The sequence below is a fragment of the Micromonospora maris AB-18-032 genome (assembly GCF_000204155.1).
Lineage (GTDB): Bacteria > Actinomycetota > Actinomycetes > Mycobacteriales > Micromonosporaceae > Micromonospora > Micromonospora gifhornensis.
The window spans coordinates 1,519,543-1,539,377 of the sequence record NC_015434.1 but is presented as its reverse complement, the minus strand read 5'-3'; the positions used below and the strand labels follow the sequence as shown (position 1 = coordinate 1,539,377).

Below are 19,835 nucleotides of genomic sequence, written 5' to 3'. Positions count from 1 at the left end.
GGCAGGTTCGCGGGCGCCACCGGCCTCGTCCTAGGCTGGGCCGCGTGGGGGGTACCGAAGACCGCAACACCCGCGGCACCCGGGCCGTGCACGCGGCGCTGCCGGAGCCGCTGCGGGACGCGGTGGACGAGTTCGCCCGACACCTCGCCTCGGTCCGCAACCGCTCGGCCCACACCGTGCGGGCGTACGTCGCCGATCTGGTGTCCCTGTTGGATCATGCCCACCGGATGGGCTGCGCCGAGGTGGCTGAGCTGAGCCTTGACACGGTACGCAGTTGGCTGGCCAAACAGCGGACGATGGGAGCGGCCCGGGCGTCGCTGGCCCGGCGGGCAGCGGCGGCACGCACCTTCAGTGCCTGGGCGCACCGGGGCGGCCTGCTACCCACCGACGTGGCCGCCACGCTGGCCAGTCCCCGTCCGCAGCGCACCCTGCCCACCGTGCTCCGCACCGACCAGGCCGCGCTCCTCGTCGAGGCACCGACCCGCCACAGCACCAGCCCCACTCACCCCACCCCCGACGACCACCCCGTTGATGACCACCCCGTTGATGACCACGCCGACAGCCACCGCACCGCCGATGCCCACCCCACCGCTGACGGGCACGGCACCGCCGGCGGGCCGGTCGCCGCTGAGACCGGGGACGGTGCCGGGGCGGAAGAAGTGGTCGCCGAGGCGGTGCGGTTGCGGGACCGGGTGCTGCTGGAGTTGCTCTACGGCACCGGAGTGCGGGTGAGCGAGGCCTGCGGCATCGACGTCGCCGATATCGACCATGGCCGGCGGGTGGTTCGGGTCCGGGGTAAGGGCGGACGGGAACGGGTCGTGCCGTACGGCTCGCCGGCCCAGCGGGCCCTCGACGAGTGGCTGCGGCGGGGACGGCCGGTGCTTGTGGTTCCGGGCTCCCGCGACGCGTTGCTCCTCGGCGTCCGGGGTGGCCGGTTGAACCCGACGACGGCCCGCCAGATCGTCGGGGCGTACGCACAGGCCACCGGCCTGCCCCGGATCGGCCCGCACGCGCTGCGCCACTCGGCCGCCACCCACCTGCTCGAAGGCGGGGCGGACCTGCGCGCGGTGCAGGAGTTGCTGGGGCACTCGTCGCTGGCCAGCACGCAGGTCTACACCCACGTCTCGGTCGACCGGCTCCGCGCCGCATACCGCCAGGCCCATCCCCGCGCCTAGGGACTGCACAAGATCCATCACGACGGGCCGGGGACAGCGTTACGATCATCCGGTGAGCGTCCCGTTGCCTCCTGAGCCGATCCCGGGCGCTCGTCTGCTCTTCTCCCTCGACCCGGCGGTCAGCCACCTCAACCACGGCTCGTTCGGCGCGGTGCCGATCACCGTGCAGCGGGCCCAGCAGCGGTTGCGCGACGAGATGGAAGCCGATCCGCTGCGCTTCTTCACCCAGGGTCTGATCGACCGGATCACGCACGCCCGCCGGCACCTGGCCGGCTTCCTCGGCGCCGACCCGGACGGCACCGCCCTGACCGTCAACGCCACCACCGGCGTGGCCGTGGCGTTGCAGTCGGTCGGGCTGCGCCCGGACGACGAGGTGCTCACCACCGACCACGGCTACGGTGCGGTCGACTTCGCCGTCCGCCGGGAGTGTCACCGCACCGGGGCGACCCATCGGGTGCTGCGGGTGCCGCTGTCCGCCACCACCGAGGAGATCGTGCAGATCGTCCGGTCCGGGCTGCGTCCGGGGCGTACCCGACTGGTCGTGGTCGACCAGCTCACCTCGGCGACGGCGCGACTGTTCCCGGTGGCTGCCATCGTCGGCGTGGCACGGGAACACGGCGTGTCGGTGCTTGTCGACGCCGCCCACGCGCCCGGCATGCTGCCGGCGACCGTGCAGAGCATCGGCGCCGACTTCTGGGTCGGCAACCTGCACAAGTGGGGGTACGCGCCCCGGGGCACGGCCGTCCTCGTGGTCTCCCCGCCCTGGCGGGAGCGGGTCGAACCGCTGGTGGTCTCCTGGGAGCAGGAGGCGGGCTTCCCGGGCCGGGTGGAGTGGCAGGCGACCGCGGACTACACCGGCTGGCTGAGCGCCCCGGTGGGGCTCTACGTCCTGCGTACGCTCGGCGTGGACCGGGTGCGTGCGCACAACGCGGCGCTGGCCGCGTACGGGCAGCGGGTGGTGGGGGACGCTCTCGGCGTGCGACCGGCCGACCTGCCCGACCCCGGCGGACCTACGGTCGCCATGCGGATCGTCCCGTTGCCGGCGGGCCTCGCCACCACCATGGACGGCGCGCGGGCGCTGCGGGCCCGGATCGCCGAGCGGCTCGCCGCCCAGGTCGCGGTCAACACTTGGGACGGGCGGGGCTGGCTGAGACTGTGCGGCCAGGTGTACAACTCGCCCGACGAGTACGACCGGCTCGCCGTGCAACTGCCCACCCTGCTCGACCAGCGCTGAGCGGCGCGTCGGCAAGCGGCAGCAGCCGGGTCCGGCCGAGACCGAGCAGGGCCAGCGGGTCGAGGTAGTCGTCGCCCCGGCGCAACCCCCAGTGCAGGCAGGCGGCCTGCGGACAGCCCGCGTGGCCGGGCAGCAGAACCCCCAGCACGGTGCCCGCATGCACCGACGTGCCGACGGTGACCGCCGGTTCCACCGGCTCGTAGGTGGTGCGCAGCCCGTCGGCATGGGCCACCGAGATCACCGGACGGCCGGCGACCATGCCGGCGTACGAGATCGTGCCGTCACCGGCGGCCCGGATCGTCGCGCCGGCCGGCGCGAGCAGGTCCACCCCACGATGGCCGGCCAGCCAGGGACGAGGCGGCGGATCGAACCGGCGCACCGGCCGGGGCTGCCCGTCGACCGGCCACCGGTACCGCCCGACGCTGTCCGCCGCGACGACCCTGGACGGCGGCACCAGCGCGGACGCCGAGACGACCAGGCCCTGATGATCGGCGGCCAGCGACATCGCCGTCGGCAGCGACGACGAGGGCGGCGGCGGGTACGTGACAAGTGGCACGAGCAGGAGGGCGCAGAGCGCGCCGGATCGGGTCACCATGGCGGCGAGTGTGCGCGTCGTCGGCGCGGCTTCGCTGCCCGGCCGGCCTCGCCTGTGGACGACGCCACGCCCTGTGGACAGACCGCGCCGACGCAGTTGATCTGCTATGGCGTGACGCGGCGACCGAGGGCGATGGCTGCTGCGGAGGCGACGCGGAGAGCCGGACGGGGCCGGGCACGCCGATGTGGACCGATCACGGGCGGGTGGGGGCCGCCGTGACGACAACGGACCGAGGATCAGCCGCCGAAGCCGGAGTCGGCGGGCAGCGAGATGTCGGGCTTCTCCAACTCCTCGACGTTGACGTCCTTGAACGTCATCACCCGGACGTTCTTGACGAACCGGGCAGGACGGTACATGTCCCACACCCAGGCGTCATGCATCTCGACCTCGAAGTAGACCTCGCCGTCGGAGTTGCGCACGTGCAGGTCGACCTGGTTGGCCAGGTAGAACCGCCGCTCGGTCTCCACCACGTAGGAGAACTGACGGACGATGTCGCGGTACTCCCGGTAGAGCTGCAGCTCCATCTCGGTCTCGTACTTTTCGAGGTCTTCCGCGCTCATCGCACTCCGCCTTCCATGACCACATCTTCCCCCACCGGCGCTGGACGCTGACGCTGCTCGCCCAACGCCACGCCGACGGTACCCCCTGCGAAGCCTGAGCGCTCCATCGGCTCGTCCCAGCTTGCGCCCAGCGGTCGACGTGAGCGGGGCGGGCGGCCGTCCAGGCCGGAGACGGCAGCGACGTTGACATAGGAGAACCGGTGTTCCCGGCACGGACCGTGCTCGCGCAGCGCCGCCGTGTGGTCGGCGGTGATGTACCCCTTGTGCTCGGCGAAGCCGTAGCCGGGGTGCTCGGCGTCGAGGTCGACCATGATCCGGTCCCGGGTCACCTTGGCCAGCACGCTCGCCGCCGCCACGCAGGCCGCTACCCGATCACCCTTCCACACGGCGAGACCGGGCACGTCCAGACCGTCGACGCCGAACCCGTCGGTCAGCACGTACTCGGGTCGCACGGTCAGCGAGGCCAACGCCCGGCGCATCGCGGCCAGGTTGCACACGTGCAGCCCGCGGGCGTCGACCTCCTCGGCCGGGATGACCACCACGGCGTACGCCAGGGCACGCGCGACCACCTCGTCGTACACCCGCTCCCGGCTGGCCGGGGTGAGCAGCTTGGAGTCGGCCAGGCCGTCGATCTCGCCCCGCCGCCCCTCCGGCAGCACCGCAGCGGCGGCGACAAGCGGCCCGGCGCACGCGCCCCGGCCGGCCTCGTCGGCACCGGCGACGTACCGGAAGCCACGCCGCTGCAAGGCCCGTTCCAGCGCGTAGAGCCCGGCCTCCCGGCGCACCACCGTGCGCGGCGGGGTCAGCACGGCGCACCGCCGGCCGTGGCCGGGGCGCCGGTCAACGCCCGGGTCAGGATCGCTGACAGCTCCTGCGGGTAGCACCGCTCGGCGGTGCTGCGCAGCTCCTCGGCCGACCACCACCGGTAGCCGTCCACGCTGCCCCGCTCCGCCTCGCTGAACCCGGTGGTGTCCACCTCGTGGGTGGCCACCCGCACCAGGAAGAACCGCTGCTCCTGCCGGTACCACACCCCGTCGAAGGAGAACTCGGTGATGTCGGCGTGCACCGGTTCACCGAACTCGGCCACAGGCAACCGCAACCCGGTCTCCTCCGCCAGCTCACGCGCCGCGCCGTCGGCGTACGTCTCCCCCGGGTCCAGACCGCCGCCGGGGGTGAACCACCAGCGTCCGCCCTGCGGCTGGGCCGGATCGAAGCCGCGGAAGAGCAGCAGCCGATCGGCCCGGTCGACCAGGAGCACCCGGGCGGCGCGCCTCGGGGTGTATCGCGTCACCGCACCAGACTGCCAGACGTCACCGACAACGCCCACGTCGCCGTCCCAGCCGGCCCGCCGGCACCGTCAGGGTGCCGGAATCGCCTCGAACCCCTCGGGCACCGTGAGCAGGGTGGCCCGGTTGAACGGCCAGAAGACGGTGAAGGCCCGGCCCACGACGTCCTTCTCGGGAATGGTGGCCGCGGTGACGTTCTCGCCGGACTGCTGATAGTGCTCCAGCGAGTCGCCGGAGGCGGAGCGGTGGTCGCCCATCACCCAGAGCCGACCCTCCGGTACGACGACATCGAACTCCTGGTCCGCCGGCTTGTCCCGCTGACCGTCGAAGGAGAAGATGTACGGCTCGTCCAGCGGCACCCCGTTGATCACCAGACGGTCCTGCGCGTCGCAGCAGACCACCCGGTCACCGCCGACGCCGATGACCCGCTTGATGAAGTCCTCGCCCGCGGGGTTGCCGCTCCACTCGACGGGCGCCTTGAAGACGATCACCTCGCCGCGGTGCGGTGTCCGGAAGTTGTACACCAACTTGTTGACCAGCACCCGATCGTCGATCTTGAGAGTGTTCTCCATGGACGGCGACGGGATGAAGAAGGTCTGCAGTACGAAGGCCCGCACCAGTACCGCGACCAGGATCGCCACCCCGAGAAGGATGGGCAGTTCCTTCCAGAAGGAGTGGCGCGGCTTGTCGGTCTGCTCGTCAATCACGGGAGGAGCCTACGTTGCCCGGATCGGTGCCACCGCGTCGAACGCGCGAGAACGGAGAGTACGGCTGCGATCGGAAGTGCCAGGAAGGCACCGCCCTCGGCGGTGGGCCGCACCGCCGGCGCGGCACCGCCGGTGGCCGTGACCGGTGACGGCACGTCGGCGAACGTCTCCGGGATGGGCAGGGTGTGCCAGCGGTTGGAGGGCCAGACCACCGCGAAGGCTCGTCCCACCACGTTGTCGATCGGCACCGTGCCCTGGCAGCGGGCGTCCTGCGAGACGAGACGGTGGTCGCCGAGCACGAACATCTGCCCGGGCGGGACCACGATCTCCTCGAACCGCCGGGAGCGGCACTCCTGCGCGTTGGGGGGCAGGTCCAGTGGCGAGTCGCGCAACACGTACGCCGACTCGTCCAGCGGGGTGCCGTTCACCAGCAGCCGCCCCTGGTCGTCACAGCAGCTCACCCGGTCACCGGGAAGCCCGATGACGCGCTTGATGAAGTCCTTCTCCCCGGGGCGGCTCAGCCCGACCAGGTCACCGACGGTGCGGCCGAGGCGGTCGACGAAGCCGTCGGCCGGCTCCACCTCCACCTGCGGGACCCACTTGTCGGTGCCCCGGAAGACCACCACCTCGCCGCGCTGCGGATCCCGCACGTTGTAGACGACCTTGTTGACCAGGACGCGGTCACCGACGAGCAGGGTGTCCTCCATCGACCCGGAGGGGATGAAGAAGGCCTGGAGCAGGAACGTGCGGATCAGCACGGCGAGGCAGAAGGCGACGACGAGCAGCAGCGGCAGTTCCTGCCAGAGCGGCATCTGCGGCTTGTTGCGCCGGCTGCGCCGACGCCAAGGATCAACCGAGCCGCTGTCGTCAAGCGCCTGTACCACGCGCACTCCCCGGTCCACAGAAACGACTACCGCCCGGCAGTCTCGTCGAGACTCCCCGGGCGGTAGTGGAGGTCACCCGCCGTGCACGGCGGGTCGCCGCCGCGCTGCGCCCGTACGACCAGGGTAGTGCGACCCCGAGCGTACGACACACGCGCAGCTTAGGCGGCGTGGCGCAGAGCGAGGTCAGCTCGGCTGCTTCTCGCGCAGCTCCTTGATCTTGGCCTTCTTGCCCCGCAGCTCACGCAGGTAGTAGAGCTTGGCCCGACGGACGTCACCGCGGGTCACGACCTCGATCCGGTCGATCGCCGGGCTGTTGATCGGGTAGGTCCGCTCGACACCGACGCCGAAGCTGAGCTTGCGAACGGTGAAGGTCTCGCGCAGTCCGTCACCCTGGCGGCGGATGACGACGCCCTGGAAGATCTGGACCCGGGACCGGTTGCCCTCGACCACCCGGGCGTGCACCTTGACGGTGTCACCGGCACGGAAGTCGGGAAGGTCGGTGCGCTTCGACTGGGCGTCAAGGGCGTCCAGGATGTTCATCGCTGCGTCCTCGTGAGGCTCACGGCGCACCGTCAATCGGCGCGCGGATGGGTGATACTGATCCCCGGGTGGTGGTCGCTGACACCAGACCCCGGTCGGGGATCCTCGCAGCCGTCCACGGCGCAGACGACTGCGGCAACCCCTCTACTTTGCCACATCGGGTCCGGGCACCGGAAACCCGGCCCGGTCCAGCGCCGCCACGTCCCGTTTGTCCAGCTCCCCGGGGTCGAGCGCGGCGAGCATGTCGGGCCGACGTCGGGCGGTACGCGCCAACGCTGCGTCCCTGCGCCAGCGGGCGATCCGACCGTGGTCACCGGAGCGCAGCACCTCCGGCACGTCCAGCCCCCGCCAGGTCGCCGGCTTGGTGTACATCGGCGCCTCCAGCAGCCCGTGCGCATGCGACTCCTCGGCCAACGAGCCGGCGTTGCCAAGCACCCCGGGCAGCAGCCGGACGACCGCCTCCAGGATCACCAGCACCGCGACCTCGCCACCGAAGAGCACGTAGTCGCCGAGGCTGACCTCGGTGACCGGCATCCGGGTCGCCGCGTGGTCGAGCACCCGCTGGTCGATGCCCTCGTACCGGCCGCAGGCGAAGAGCAGGTGCGGCTCGGCGGCCAACTCGTACGCCAGCGCCTGGGTGAACGGCACGCCGGCCGGGGACGGCACCAGCAGCCGGGGCGCAGCCGACTCGGCGGGGGCCAGGGCGTCCAGCGCCGCACCCCACGGCTCGGGCCGCATCACCATGCCGGGCCCGCCACCGTACGGCGTGTCGTCGACGGTGCGGTGCACGTCGTGGGTCCAGCTCCGCAGATCGTGTACGGCCAGCCGCAGCGTGCCGTTGGCCCGCGCCTTGCCGATCAGCGACAGGTCCAGCGGAGCGAAGTACTCCGGGAAGATCGACACGATGTCGACGCGCATCAGGGGTGCTCCGCGGGATCAGAGGTCGAGCAGGCCACCGGGCGGGTCGACCACGACGCGACCACCGGCGAGATCGACCTCGGGGACGATCGCCTTGACGAACGGAATCAGCGCGGTACGCCCCTCGGGACGACGGAGCACCAGCAGATCCGAGGCGGGTGCGTGGTCGATCCGAGCCACCTCGCCGAGACGCTCGCCGGACGGGGTGACCACGGCCAGCCCCACCAACTGGTGATCGTGGAACTCCTCCGGATCCTCCGGCGGTGCCACGTCGGCGCTGTCCACGGTGAGCAGGGTGCCCCGCAACGCCTCCGCGACGTCACGGTCCAGTACCCCCTCGAAGGCGACCAGCAGCCGCCCCTGGTGCCAGCGGACAGCCTCCACGGTCAACGCGTCGGGCACCTCGTACCGCTCGCCCGGTTCGGCGGCCGGCTCCTGGCCGCCCCGGGGAACCACCCCCGGCATGGTGGCCAGCACCACACCGGGGGCGAACCGCGTATCGGGCTCGTCCGTACGGACCTCCACGGTGACCTCACCGCGGATGCCGTGCGGCTTACCGATCCTGCCGACGATGAGCAGCATCAGTACGAGTCGACGATGTCGACGCGCACGCCGCGCCCACCGATGGAGCCGATCACCTGGCGCAGTGCCTTGGCGGTCCGACCGGACCGCCCGATCACGGTGCCCAGGTCCTCGGGGTGCACGCGAACTTCGAGCCGCTTGCCCCGACGGGAGTCGACCATCCGGACGCGTACGTCATCGGGGTGGTCGACGATGCCCTTGACCAGGTGCTCCAACGCCGGCCGCAGTGCCATGTCAGGCCTGCTCGCCGGAGTCCGCAGCAGCCGGCGCCTCGGCCTTCGACTCCTCGGCCTTCGGCGCCTCAGCCTCGGCCTTGGCGGCCTTCTTGGCCGGCTTGGCCGGGGTGTCGGCCACACCGGCGGCGGCCTTCGCCTCGGCCTCGTAGGCGGCCTTGCGGTCGGCCCGCTCCGGCGCCACCTTCAGCGGCGGCGGGGCCGGCAGGCCCTTGTACTTCTGCCAGTCACCGGTCAACTCCAGCAGCCGCTGCACCGCCTCGCTGGGCTGGGCGCCGACGGACAGCCAGTACTGGACCCGCTCCGACTTGACCTCGATCACCGAAGGGTCTTCCTTCGGCTGGTAGATGCCGACGAACTCGATCGCCCGGCCGTCACGCTTGGTGCGCGAGTCGGCGACGACGATGCGGTACTGCGGGTTGCGGATCTTGCCCATCCGCAGGAGCCGGATCTTTACGGCCACGGTTGTTTCGCTCCTGTTGCGATCTCACCGGCCCAGGTGGGCGGTGTGCACGGGTGAGCGCCAACCGGCACAGTGGGGTTGGGCCGGAGACTGCTCGGGTGGACTGGCGACGCGCCCGGGTTAGAGGGCGCCGGACACGCGCCGGATACCAGCCAGCCATTCTGCCAGATCCACCCCGGATCCCTCACATCGGACCAGGGCGGGTCACCCGAACCGGCCCGTATGTGACCCAGAACACACCGAAACAGCCAGCTCGGCGCAGGTGGGCGACTCAGCGCACGGGTGGGCGGTCCCAGCCGGCGGGTAGCCACTGCGGGGTTTCCCACTCCGGGGGCGGCGTGAAATCGCACCAGGTGCCGTCGAACGGGAACTCACCGGCCTCGGCCAGGGCGATCACCCGCTTGCCCTCGGCTCGTACGGCCGCCTCGTCGGTCACCCAGTAGTGCTCCGGGAAGGCCAGCCGCTCGACGAACTCGCCCTCGTCCTTCCACTCCCAGCTGCGGTCGGGTCGGACCCACACGTCGAGATCCTGGTCGATGATGTCGATACCGGCCAGCCCGCCGTCGTCCCACCGGACGCCGGTCTCCTCCAGGTTGACGTACCACCCGGTGAACCGCCCCTGCGCGTCCCGGAACCACCAGACGGAATGCGCCGCCCCGGCAGGCAGGAACTTCAGCAACGGCGGCCCGTTCCACCGCCCCTGCTTGAGCTGAAACGTCGGAGTGAGCCACTGCGCGAACGGAACCGCCCGCATCCCCAGCCCGGCAGCGTTCACCTCCCCCGCCACCGCCGACCCCTCAGCCACCCACAACAGCAGCCCACGCTCATCGTCGCTGACCACCCGGGCGGGCCGCACCCACCCGATCCGCCCTCGCCGCACGTTGCGGTGCACCACCAACCGCCCCACCTCAAACCTCACGCCCCGACCCTACCGCCCCCCAACCCCCGCGATCTTGCACTTCTGGTCGCCGAAATACACCTTTTCCTCGGGTTTACCCCGACAGAAAGTGCAAGATCGACGGGCAGAGCGGGGGTGGGTGGGGACGGGGGCGGGGGCGGGGGCGGGGCAGGGGGTTAGTAGGCGCGGGCGAGGATGGCGGTGAGGTTGGGTTCGTCCTCGGTGTCGGGGACGGAGTTGTCGGCGCGGACCAGGCAGCGGACGGTGACGCCCTGGGCGTTGGCCTTGGCCTCGCCTTCGACACCTACGGCCGACCACGGGACGCGGGCCCAGCCGGTGGCGGCCGCCTCGATCGCCTCGTCGAGGGTGGCGACGTCGATGGTGCGGGACTGGCGGAAGGCCAGGGCCTGGTCGTGCAGGGCCTGCTGGTCGGCGTCCAGCGCGGCGAGCACCGCGCCGACCACGTCCGCGATGGGGGTGGGGGCCTTCGAGCCGTCCGTACGCCGGACCACGACCGCGTTGCCGGCGGCCAGGTCGCGGGGGCCGACCTCGACGCGTACCGGGTAGCCGCGCAGCTCGGCGTCGACGGCCCGGCGGCCGAAGGGGGTGTCGGTGCGGTCGTCGAGGGCGACCCGGACGCCGGCGTCACGCAGCGCGTCACGCAGCTTGGCCGCCGCCTCGCCGACACCGTCGCCGTCCTTGACCACCATGACGTACGCCTGCACCGGCGCCAGCTTCGGCGGCACCCGCAGCCCGTTGTCGTCGCCGTGGCACATGATCAGACCGCCGAGCATCCGGGTCGAGGTGCCCCAGGAGGTGGTCCAGGCGTGCTCCCGACCGCCCTCGGCCGAGGAGTAGCTGATGTCGAACGCCTTGGCGAAGTTCTGCCCGAGCTCGTGGCTGGTGCCGAGCTGGAGCGCCTTGCCGTCACCCATCATGCCTTCACAGGTGTAGGTGGCGGTCGCCCCGGCGAACCGCTCCCGGGCGGTCTTGAGCCCGACCACCACCGGGATGCCGAGCACGTTGACCATCAGGTCCTCGTACGCCTCGTGCAGGATCTTGCGGGCGTAGGCCCGGGCGTCCTCGCGCGTGGCGTGGGCGGTGTGGCCCTCCTGCCAGAGGAACTCGCTGGTGCGCAGGAAGATCCGCGGACGCAGCTCCCAGCGGACCACGTTGGCCCACTGGTTGAGCAGCAGCGGCAGGTCCCGGTACGAGTCGATCCACTTGGCCATGAACTCGCCGATGACCGTCTCGCTGGTGGGGCGCACCACGACCGGCTCGGCCAACTGCTTGCCGCCGCCGTGGGTGACCACCGCCAACTCCGGCGAGAAGCCCTCGACGTGCTCGGCCTCGCGCTTGAGGTAGCTCTCCGGGATGAACAGCGGGAAGTACGCGTTCTCCGCCCCGGCCGCCTTGATCCGGTCGTCCATCTCGGCCTGCATCCGCTCCCAGATGGCATAGCCGGCCGGTCGGATCACCATGGTCCCCCGCACCGGCCCGTTGTCGGCCAGCTTCGCCTTAGCGATGAGGTCCTGGTACCACCGGGGGAAGTCCTCAGCCCGGGGAGTAAGCACGCGCGCCATAACCGCACATCCTATGCAGGGGCGGACAGGGCAGCGCGATCGGGCGCGGCATCACCCCCATTCAGCGGGTCAGCGGATGACCCGGCCCCGCAGCACGATGCGGGCAGGCTCGCGAACCACCCGCAGGTCCCGGCGCGGGTCGTCGGAGTAGACGACGAGGTCGGCGAGGCCACCGTCGACCAGGCCAGGGAAGCCGAGCCACTCCCGGGCCCGCCAGGTGGCGGCGGCGAGCACGTCCTCGGTGCTCATGCCGGCCTGCTCGTGCAGCAACAGCATCTCCTCGGCGGCCAGGCCGTGGTCGATGCCACCGCCGGCGTCGGTACCGACGAAGATCGGCACCCCGGCCTCGTACGCCGAGCGGACCACCTCGGGGAAGCGGTCCCGCAGGGCGATCATGTGGTCGGCGTACCCGGGGAACTTGGGTCGGGCCTGGTCGGCGATGTGGCCGAAGGTCTGAATGTTGATCATTGTGGGGATCAACGCGGTGCCCTGCCGGGCCATCAGGTCGATCAGGTCCAGGCTCAACCCGGTGCCGTGCTCGACCGAGTCCACCCCGGCCCGCACCATGATCTCCACGGCCGACTCGCTGAAGGTGTGCACGGCGGCGCGTACCCCGGCGGCGTGCGCGGCGGCCACGGCGGCGGCCATGGTGTCCGCGTCCCAGGCCGGGGCCAGGTCACCGACCCCCCGGTCGATCCAGTCCCCGACCAGCTTGACCCAGCCGCTGCCGGCCGCCGCCTGCTCGGCCACGGTCGCCACCACCTGGGCCGCCTCGACCTCCACCCCGATGTCGCGCAGGTAGCGCCTCGGCGGCGCGATGTGCCGCCCGGCCCGGACCATCCGGGGCAGGTCGGGTTCATCCTCAAGCTCCGGGTACGGGAAGGGCGAACCCGCGTCCCGGATCGCCAGCACACCCGCGTCCCGATCGATCCGCGCCAACGCCCGCGCCTGATCCAGTGAGGTGATCGGGGTCGCGCCCCGGGCGATGCCGATGTGGCAGTGCGCGTCCACCAGCCCCGGCAGGACGAACCCGCCATCGACGATGGTCTCGGCGCCGGGCACCGGTTCGAAGGTGATCCGGTCGCCGACCAGCCACAGATCCCGGACCTCGTCGTCCGGCAGGAGCACACCGCGCACATGCAGAGCCATGCGCACAGTCCTACCGGATCACTCTCCGTCGCCGGCGAGGAGCCCCGCCCGCCGTACGGTCAGCGAGGCGGCTGACCGCCCTTGCCGAGCTTGTTGAAGTCGATCTTCGGGAGCTTGAAGCCCGGCGGGAGGCCCTGACCGGCCGCCAGGTCCTCCGGCTTCATGCCCGGCGGGAGCTGCGGCATGCCGCCCGGGAAGCCACCGGGCATGCCGGCACCGGTACGCGGCCGACCGCCGCCCTTCGTACCCTTGCGCTTGTTCTTCGGGCTCTTGGTGGCCTTGCGCCGGCCGCCCGGCAGGCCCATCATGCCGCCCATCTGCTTCATCATCTTCTGCGCGTCGGCGAAGCGGTTGAGCAGCTGGTTGACGTCCATCACGGTGACCCCGGAACCGTTGGCGATCCGGGCCCGACGGGAGCCGTTGATGATCTTCGGGTTGGTGCGCTCGGCCGGGGTCATCGACCGGATGATCGCGGTGATCTTGTCGAAGTGCTTGTCGTCCACCTCGGCGAGCTGGTCCTTGACCTGCCCCATGCCGGGCATCATGGCCAGCACGTTGGCGATCGGCCCCATCCGGCGCACCGCGATGAGCTGGTCGAGGAAGTCCTCCAGGGTGAACTGCTCGCCGCCCATCAGCTTGGCGGTCATCTTCTCCTTCTGATCGGTGTCGAAGGCCGCCTCGGCCTGCTCGATCAGAGTGAGAACGTCGCCCATGCCGAGGATCCGGCTGGCCATCCGGTCGGGGTGGAAGACGTCGAAGTCCTCCAGCTTCTCGCCGGTGGAGGCGAACAGGATCGGCTGCCCGGTCACCTCACGCACCGACAACGCGGCACCACCGCGGGCGTCGCCGTCGAGCTTGGAGAGCACCACACCGGTGATGCCGACGCCGTCGCGGAACGCCTCGGCGGTACGCACCGCGTCCTGACCGACCATCGCGTCGATGACGAAGATGACCTCGTCGGGGTCGACCGCGTCGCGGATGTCGGCGGCCTGCTGCATCATCTCGGCGTCGATGCCGAGCCGGCCGGCGGTGTCGACGATGACCACGTCGCGGGCGGCACGGCGGGCGTGTTCGAGGGACGCCTTCGCCACCTGCACCGGGTCACCGACGCCGTTGCCGGGCTCCGGGGCGTACACCTCGACGCCGGCCCGGCCACCGAGCACCTGGAGCTGCCCGACGGCGTTGGGACGCTGGAGGTCGGCGGCGACCAGCAGCGGCTGGTGGCCCTGGGCCTTGAGCCAGCGGGCCAGCTTGCCGGCGAGGGTGGTCTTACCGGAACCCTGGAGGCCGGCGAGCATGATCACGGTCGGCGGCTGCTTGGCGAACTGGAGCCGACGCCCCTCGCCGCCGAGGACGGTGACCAGTTCCTCGTTGACGATCTTGATGATCTGCTGGGCCGGGTTGAGCGCCTGGGAGACCTCCGCACCGCGCGCCCGTTCCTTGACGTTCGCGATGAAGCCCTTGACCACCGGCAGCGCGACGTCGGCCTCCAGCAGCGCGAGGCGGATCTCGCGCGCGGTGGCGTCGATGTCGGCGTCGGTGAGGCGTCCCTTGCCGCGGAGCTTGGTGAAGATCCCGGAGAGGCGGTCACTCAAGGTGTCAAACACGCGAACATCCCGATCGTCGTCTTCGGCGGGCACGGTGCGGACACGCGGGTGGCGTCCAGCCCACCGCTAGCCTAGCCCGACCCCGCTTCCCCGGCCCGGCCCAGCCGCCCCCTTTACCGCCGGCAACCCCTCCCACACCCCGCCCCCACGCCGCCCTGCGGGGTGTGCGGGCCGCACCCCGCAGGGCAACGACGCCGCTGCGCGCGCAACATCAGGGAAAATGCTGCCTCGTCGGCTGGTGAGGCAGCATTTTCCCCGAAGCTGCTGGCAGCACGTTCTCGGAGACGCCGCCAGGGCCGACTACACGGCGGCGAGGACGGCGGCTTCCAGGCGGGTGCGTTCGTCGTCGGAGGGCCAGCCGCCCACCAGGTAGAAGACGTCGACCACGTCCCCGCCGAGGGTGGCGATGCGGGCCGCGCGGACCTGGGCGCCGGCGGCGTCCAGCGCGCTTGTCACCCGGTACAGCAGGCCGGCGGCGTCCGCGGCCCGCAACTCCAGCAGTACCGCGTCGGTGGCGGCGTCCCGGTGCCAGACCACTCGTGGTTCGGCACCGGCCCCCCGTGCGGCCAGGGCCCGTCCACGCAGTCGCTGGGTGACCGACACGTCGCCACCGACCGCCCGACGCAGGTCGGAGCTGAGCGCCACCGGCTCGGGGGGCAGCCCGTACCGTGGCTGCACCCGGCACTCCACCAGGGCCCGCCCGTCCACCGTCGAGGCGTCCGCCGCGAGCACCTCCAGGCGGTGCAGGGCCAGGCAACCGGCCACCGTGGCGAGCAGGCCACGCCGGTCCGCCGCGGCCACCGCCACCCGGTCCCCGGTCAGGTGTACGACCGGCAGCGGCCCCGCCACCAGCGCCGGGTCCGGTGCGGGCGGCTCGGGTACGGCGCCGGTGTCGAGCGTGGTGCGGACCCGGGCCACCAGTTCGGCGATCAACCGGCCCTTCCAGTCCGACCAGGCGCCCGGCCCGGTGGCGGCAGCGTCCGCCCGGGCCAGCGCGTGCAGCAGGTCGAGGGTGGTGACGTCACCGACTGCCTCGGCCACCCCGGAAATGGTCACCGGATCGGCCAGGTCGCGGCGGGTGGCCACCTCGGGCAGCAGCAGGTGCAGCCGGACCAGGGTGCCGATCAGTGTCGCCTCGGCGGCGGGCAGGCCGATCCGGGCGGCCATCGCCTCGGCGATCGGCGCACCGACCGTGGAATGGTCACCCGGCAGACCCTTGCCGATGTCGTGCAGGAAGGCAGCGAGCAGCAGCAGGTCGGGGCGGTCCACGTCGCGGGTGTGCCGGCTGGCCTCGAAGGCGGTCTGCACCAGGTGCCGGTCGAGGGTGAACCGGTGCACCGGGTTGTGCTGGGGCAGGCTGCGCAGCCGGGTCCACTCCGGCAGCCAGCCGTCGATCAGCCCGTACCGGTCACAGGTCTCCCAGGCGGGCAGCAGCCCCGCACCGGCGCCCAGCAGGGTGGTCAGCGCGGCGCGCGCCTCCGCCGGCCACGGCGTGGGCAGCGGCGGACAGTAGGTGGCCAGCCACTCGCAGGTGGCGCGGGCGATCGGCAGCCCGGTGACCGCCGCCGCGGCGGCCACCCGTAGCGAGAGGTTGGGGTCGGGGCGGGCCCCGATGGCGGTACGGGCCAGCACCAGTTCCCCGTCGTGCTCGACCACGTCCCGGGCCACCGGCCGACGCAGCGGCCGTCCGTCGGCACCCCGGCGACGACCGGAACGCAGCCGGTCCGCGGCGCGGAAGGCGTCGTGCAGAGCATGACTGACGGTACGGGCGTCACCGGCCACCCGGCGCAGCAGCGCGTCCCCGTCCCCGGCCGATCCACCCGGGCCGGCGGTGTGAGCGGTGTCAGGGCCGCCGGGTGCTGCCTGGCGCAGGCCGAGCAGCGCGGCGACCCCCTCGCGTTCCTGGGCCAGCAGCCGGTCGACGCGCCGGCCGACCTGGTGATGCAGCGCGTCACGGGTGTCCAGCAGGCGCAGGTGGGCGGCGTGCACGGCGGGCCGCAGCGCGTCGGTGATCCCGGCGATCGCGATGGCCCGCAGGATGCCGACGTCCCGCAGGCCGCCGGCCGCCTCCTTGAGGTCGCCCTCAAGCAGGAAGGCCAACTCGCCGTGGGCCTGCCAGCGGGCGACCGTGGTTTCCCGCAGCGGGGCCAGTTGGCGTACGGCGGTGCGCCGCCAGTGGTCGGTGGCGCTGCGGATCAGTGTGTCGGCCAGGTCGGGGTCACCGGCGACGAGACGGGCGTCGAGCAGCCCGAGGGCCACCTTGACGTCGTCCTGGGCGACCGACAGCGCCTCGGCGACGGTGCGTACGGAGTGGTCCAGCCGCAGCCCGGCGTCCCAGATCGGGTACCACAGCTCGGCGGCCAGCTCGTCGATCCCGGCCACCCCGGAGTGCACCAGCACCAGGTCGAGGTCGCCGTAGGGGGCGCACTGCCGCCGGCCCAGCCCACCGACCGCGAGCAGGGCGACGCCCGGCCGCGGTGGCAGCAGCCGGGCCAGCCAGGCGTCGTACGCGTCCGAGCGGGCCCGACGCGCGGTGGCGCCGATCCCGGCCGGTACGCCGACGACCTCGTTGACCTTCGGTGCTGCCGTGGGGCTCGAAGCCGAGGCTTGCCGAGAGATCAACGAGGTCATCGACGGTGTCTCCTTACAGGGCGTCCAGGCCGCGCTCGCCGGTGCGTACCCGGACGACCTCCTCGACTCCGGTCACCCAGACCTTGCCGTCACCGATCTTGCCCGTCCGGGCGGCACCGACCACCGCGTCGACGATCTTCTCGACGTCGATCTCGTCGGTCAGCACCTCCACCCGAATCTTGGGCAGGAACTCGACGGTGTACTCGGCACCCCGGTAGACCTCGGTGTGCCCCTTCTGTCGCCCGTAACCCTGGACCTCGCTGACAGTCAACCCGGCCACGCCGAGGGCGTGCAGGGCCTCCTTGACGGCGTCCAACTGGTGCGGCTTGATGACCGCGGTCACCAGCTTCATGTCCAACCCCTCCATCTCACGAACGTTAGCCGGCGACCTTTTCGCTTACCGCTTCGGTGGGCTCACTCTTCGGCTTGGCCGAGGAAGCGATACCCGCGGCGGCGAAAGCCCCGCCACCACCACTCGTGGAGCTGAACTCGTACGCGCTCTCGGCGTGCTCGGCGTTGTCGATGCCCTCGACCTCGGCCTCGGCGCTGGCCCGGAAGCCGATGGTCTTCTCGATCGCGAACCCGATGATGTACGCGACCACGAAAGAGTAGACAAGCACCGCGATGACGCCGACCGCCTGCAGACCCAGCAGCTTGATGCCGCCGCCGTAGAGCAGACCGTCGTTGCCCTCACCGGCCAGCACCTCGATGGCCAGGAAACCGATGAGCAGCGAGCCGATGATGCCGCCGACCATGTGCACGGCGACCACGTCGAGCGAGTCGTCGTACTTGAGCTTGTACTTCATGCCGACGGCGAGCGCGCAGATCGCACCGGCGATCAGGCCGAGGGCGATGGCGCCCAGCGGCTCCAGGAACGCACAGGCGGGGGTGATGCCGACCAGACCGGCGACCGCGCCGGAGGCCGCACCCAGGGTGGTCGGCTTGCCGTCGCGCAGCCACTCGACCACGATCCAGCCGAGCACCGCGGCGGCGGTGGCGACCTGGGTGTTGATCAGCGAGATGGCGGCGGTGCCGTTGGCCGCGCCGGCGGAGCCGGCGTTGAAGCCGAACCAGCCGAACCACAGCAGACCCGCGCCGAGGAGCACCATCGGCAGGTTGTGCGGCTTGAACTTGTCCTTCGGCCAGCCAACCCGCTTGCCGAGTACGAGCGCCAGAGCGAGCGCGGCGGCACCGGCGTTGATGTGCACCGCCGTACCACCGGCGAAGTCGAGCACGCCGAGCTCCATGATCCAGCCGCCGCCCCAGACCCAGTGCGCGACCGGGAAGTAGACCAGGGTGGCCCACAGCCCGGCGAAGAGCAGCCACGGGCCGAACTTGGCCCGGTCGGCGATCGCACCGCTGATCAGAGCGACGGTGATCACGGCGAACATCAGCTGGAAACCGGCGAACAGCAGATCGGGAATGCCGCCCTCGGTGCCGCTCTCCAACATGCCACGCAGACCGGCGGCGGAGAGATCACCGGTGATCCCGCCGATGTCCTCGCCGAATGCGATGCTGTAGCCGTAGAACACCCACAACAGGCTGACCAGGCCGATCGCGCCGAAGCTCATCATCATCATGTTGAGCACGGACTTGGATCGCGTCATGCCGCCGTAGAACAGCGCCAGGCCGGGCGTCATGAGCAACACCAGCGCGGCAGAAGTCAAAATCCAGGCGGTGGCACCAGAATCTAGCTCCGGCACGCTGCCTCCTCTCGGGTCGTTTTCCCTCCCTCCCGGCATCGCGCAGCATCGCCCGTACGCCGGTTGGCCGGAACTCTCGTCGTCGGCTGTTTCGACGAGGGGCCCCGACTGGTTTCCGGTGCGTCACGGCTTGTTTCGGACGTGTGAAGAAAACCGCACAGCTCCACGCTTCGACGGGGGTGGATCAGCCATTTGGTGATGGTCTATCCCCCCGACGGGTTACTGCAGGGCGGATTCCAGGGCACGCCGCTCGTAATCGAGCAGTCGAAGATCGCGCATCGGCCGGCGCAGGTGGCCCTTGTGCACGATCCGCACGAAGGCCGGCTCCCCCGCCGCAGCCATCCGCCGGATGCCCTCGACGTGGTCGATGATCCGCTTGCGGATGGTCCCGATCAGCCGGTGGCGGTCGCGGGGGATCAACCCGTACGCGTCGGCGAACAGCCGCAACCGGCGCGGCCGGTCCGGACGCTTCCAGCCCAGGGTGATCGAATCCCGGTCGGAGAAGATCGGCACCCAGGTCCAGGCCGCGTACGCCACGTCGTAGATCCGCGCGCCGGGTGAGGCGAGGTCGAAGTCGATCAGCCCGAGGGTGCCGTCCGGACGCCAGATCACGTTGTGCGGCGCGGCGTCGTGGTGGCAGATGACCTCGGTGTCCGGTGGCGGCGGCCCGAACGAGCGCCACACCGCGTTCGCCGGCGGCGCGAAGCCGTACTGGGCGTCGTGGAACATCCGCAGCATGGTGGCGACGGTGACCAGCGCCTCGTCGGTGACCCAGTGCGGGGCCAGCGGGTATTCCCCGCACTCCCCCTCCAGGTACGACAGCACCTCCCGGTTGCGCTCGTCCATGCCGAGCGCGCGGGGGGCACCGGTGAAGCCCACGTACTCCAGGTGGCGCAGCAGGGCGTGCACCGACGGCGTCCACGGTCCGGCGTTGCGCCGGACCGTGTCGCCGACCCGCACCACGGTGCTCACGTTGCCGCCGTGCAGGGGGATCTCCTGCGAAGTCACGTACGGTCTCCCGAGGCGCTGCGACGGGTGGCTCGGGTCGCGCCAGCCCGCGTACGCGCGATTGTCTCTGGTCACCCGA

At 71.6% G+C, this 19,835-nt stretch carries 20 protein-coding genes and 1 pseudogene; 2 read left to right on the top strand and 19 right to left on the bottom strand.

The genetic code is table 11. The features are described 5' to 3' along the window. Window positions 1-44 precede the first annotated feature (44 nt). Complete coding sequence (locus VAB18032_RS07105) at window positions 45-1,175, top strand: tyrosine recombinase XerC (protein ID WP_013732111.1); 1,131 nt, start codon at window positions 45-47, stop codon at window positions 1,173-1,175. 52 nt (window positions 1,176-1,227) lie between these two features. Then, window positions 1,228-2,409 carry an aminotransferase class V-fold PLP-dependent enzyme gene (locus VAB18032_RS07100; protein ID WP_013732110.1) on the top strand — a complete coding sequence of 394 codons (1,182 nt, stop codon included), beginning with the start codon at window positions 1,228-1,230 and terminating at the stop codon, window positions 2,407-2,409. Here the strand turns inward: VAB18032_RS07100 and VAB18032_RS07095 are convergent. From VAB18032_RS07095 to VAB18032_RS07005, 19 genes and pseudogenes are all read right to left on the bottom strand, one after another. Further along, on the bottom strand, window positions 2,297-3,004 hold the full coding sequence (locus VAB18032_RS07095) for a M23 family metallopeptidase (RefSeq protein ID WP_043719933.1): 708 nt from the start codon (window positions 3,002-3,004) through the stop codon (window positions 2,297-2,299). The two genes, VAB18032_RS07100 and VAB18032_RS07095, sit on opposite strands and share 113 nt — an antisense overlap. Before the next feature lie 236 nt (window positions 3,005-3,240). Next, window positions 3,241-3,564: a DUF2469 domain-containing protein gene (locus VAB18032_RS07090; RefSeq protein ID WP_007075222.1), complete on the bottom strand. Its 324-nt coding sequence runs from the start codon at window positions 3,562-3,564 to the stop codon at window positions 3,241-3,243. Then, window positions 3,561-4,373 (bottom strand): ribonuclease HII, encoded by an 813-nt coding sequence (locus tag VAB18032_RS07085; protein ID WP_013732108.1) that lies wholly within the window; start codon window positions 4,371-4,373, stop codon window positions 3,561-3,563. Before VAB18032_RS07085 ends, VAB18032_RS07090 begins: the two co-directional genes overlap by 4 nt. After that, window positions 4,367-4,855, bottom strand: coding sequence for an NUDIX hydrolase (locus VAB18032_RS07080; RefSeq protein WP_043723325.1), 489 nt, complete (start codon window positions 4,853-4,855; stop codon window positions 4,367-4,369). The genes VAB18032_RS07085 and VAB18032_RS07080 overlap by 7 nt, the downstream gene beginning before the upstream one ends. A 66-nt stretch (window positions 4,856-4,921) precedes the next feature. Then, entirely contained in the window at window positions 4,922-5,557 is a 636-nt protein-coding gene (gene lepB, locus VAB18032_RS07075; protein ID WP_013732106.1) for a signal peptidase I, read from the bottom strand. Window positions 5,558-5,566: 9 nt separating this feature from the next. Further along, window positions 5,567-6,441: pseudogene (gene lepB, locus VAB18032_RS07070) on the bottom strand (signal peptidase I). A 183-nt stretch (window positions 6,442-6,624) separates the two neighbouring features. Further along, complete coding sequence (gene rplS / locus VAB18032_RS07065; protein WP_013732104.1) at window positions 6,625-6,981, bottom strand: 50S ribosomal protein L19; 357 nt, start codon at window positions 6,979-6,981, stop codon at window positions 6,625-6,627. Window positions 6,982-7,125: 144 nt separating this feature from the next. Further along, on the bottom strand, window positions 7,126-7,899 hold the full coding sequence (gene trmD / locus VAB18032_RS07060; RefSeq protein ID WP_013732103.1) for a tRNA (guanosine(37)-N1)-methyltransferase TrmD: 774 nt from the start codon (window positions 7,897-7,899) through the stop codon (window positions 7,126-7,128). 18 nt (window positions 7,900-7,917) lie between these two features. Continuing rightward, complete coding sequence (gene rimM, locus VAB18032_RS07055; protein ID WP_193386311.1) at window positions 7,918-8,478, bottom strand: ribosome maturation factor RimM; 561 nt, start codon at window positions 8,476-8,478, stop codon at window positions 7,918-7,920. A gap of 2 nt (window positions 8,479-8,480) precedes the next feature. Further along, on the bottom strand, window positions 8,481-8,741 hold the full coding sequence (locus tag VAB18032_RS07050; RefSeq protein ID WP_175440282.1) for an RNA-binding protein: 261 nt from the start codon (window positions 8,739-8,741) through the stop codon (window positions 8,481-8,483). Next, the gene (gene rpsP / locus VAB18032_RS07045; protein ID WP_013732100.1) at window positions 8,716-9,177 is read right to left on the bottom strand and encodes a 30S ribosomal protein S16; all 462 of its coding nucleotides are present in this window, start codon (window positions 9,175-9,177) and stop codon (window positions 8,716-8,718) included. Before rpsP ends, VAB18032_RS07050 begins: the two co-directional genes overlap by 26 nt. 271 nt (window positions 9,178-9,448) lie before the next feature. Further along, window positions 9,449-10,096 carry a ribonuclease FAU-1 family protein gene (locus VAB18032_RS07040; RefSeq protein WP_043719924.1) on the bottom strand — a complete coding sequence of 216 codons (648 nt, stop codon included), beginning with the start codon at window positions 10,094-10,096 and terminating at the stop codon, window positions 9,449-9,451. A gap of 155 nt (window positions 10,097-10,251) precedes the next feature. Then, a complete protein-coding gene (gene proS / locus VAB18032_RS07035) occupies window positions 10,252-11,658 on the bottom strand; it encodes a proline--tRNA ligase (RefSeq protein ID WP_013732098.1) in 1,407 nt (468 codons plus the stop codon). A 69-nt stretch (window positions 11,659-11,727) separates the two neighbouring features. Next, window positions 11,728-12,807: an amidohydrolase family protein gene (locus tag VAB18032_RS07030; RefSeq protein ID WP_013732097.1), complete on the bottom strand. Its 1,080-nt coding sequence runs from the start codon at window positions 12,805-12,807 to the stop codon at window positions 11,728-11,730. A gap of 59 nt (window positions 12,808-12,866) precedes the next feature. Then, the gene (gene ffh / locus VAB18032_RS07025) at window positions 12,867-14,414 is read right to left on the bottom strand and encodes a signal recognition particle protein (RefSeq protein ID WP_013732096.1); all 1,548 of its coding nucleotides are present in this window, start codon (window positions 14,412-14,414) and stop codon (window positions 12,867-12,869) included. Window positions 14,415-14,714: 300 nt separating this feature from the next. Further along, complete coding sequence (locus VAB18032_RS07020; RefSeq protein WP_013732095.1) at window positions 14,715-17,045, bottom strand: [protein-PII] uridylyltransferase; 2,331 nt, start codon at window positions 17,043-17,045, stop codon at window positions 14,715-14,717. 13 nt (window positions 17,046-17,058) lie between these two features. After that, a complete protein-coding gene (locus tag VAB18032_RS07015) occupies window positions 17,059-17,397 on the bottom strand; it encodes a P-II family nitrogen regulator (RefSeq protein ID WP_165521895.1) in 339 nt (112 codons plus the stop codon). A 25-nt stretch (window positions 17,398-17,422) separates the two neighbouring features. Then, window positions 17,423-18,685, bottom strand: coding sequence for an ammonium transporter (locus VAB18032_RS07010; RefSeq protein ID WP_013732093.1), 1,263 nt, complete (start codon window positions 18,683-18,685; stop codon window positions 17,423-17,425). A 282-nt stretch (window positions 18,686-18,967) separates the two neighbouring features. Beyond that, on the bottom strand, window positions 18,968-19,831 hold the full coding sequence (locus tag VAB18032_RS07005) for an aminoglycoside phosphotransferase family protein (protein WP_169804609.1): 864 nt from the start codon (window positions 19,829-19,831) through the stop codon (window positions 18,968-18,970). Between the last annotated feature and the right edge of the window lie 4 nt (window positions 19,832-19,835).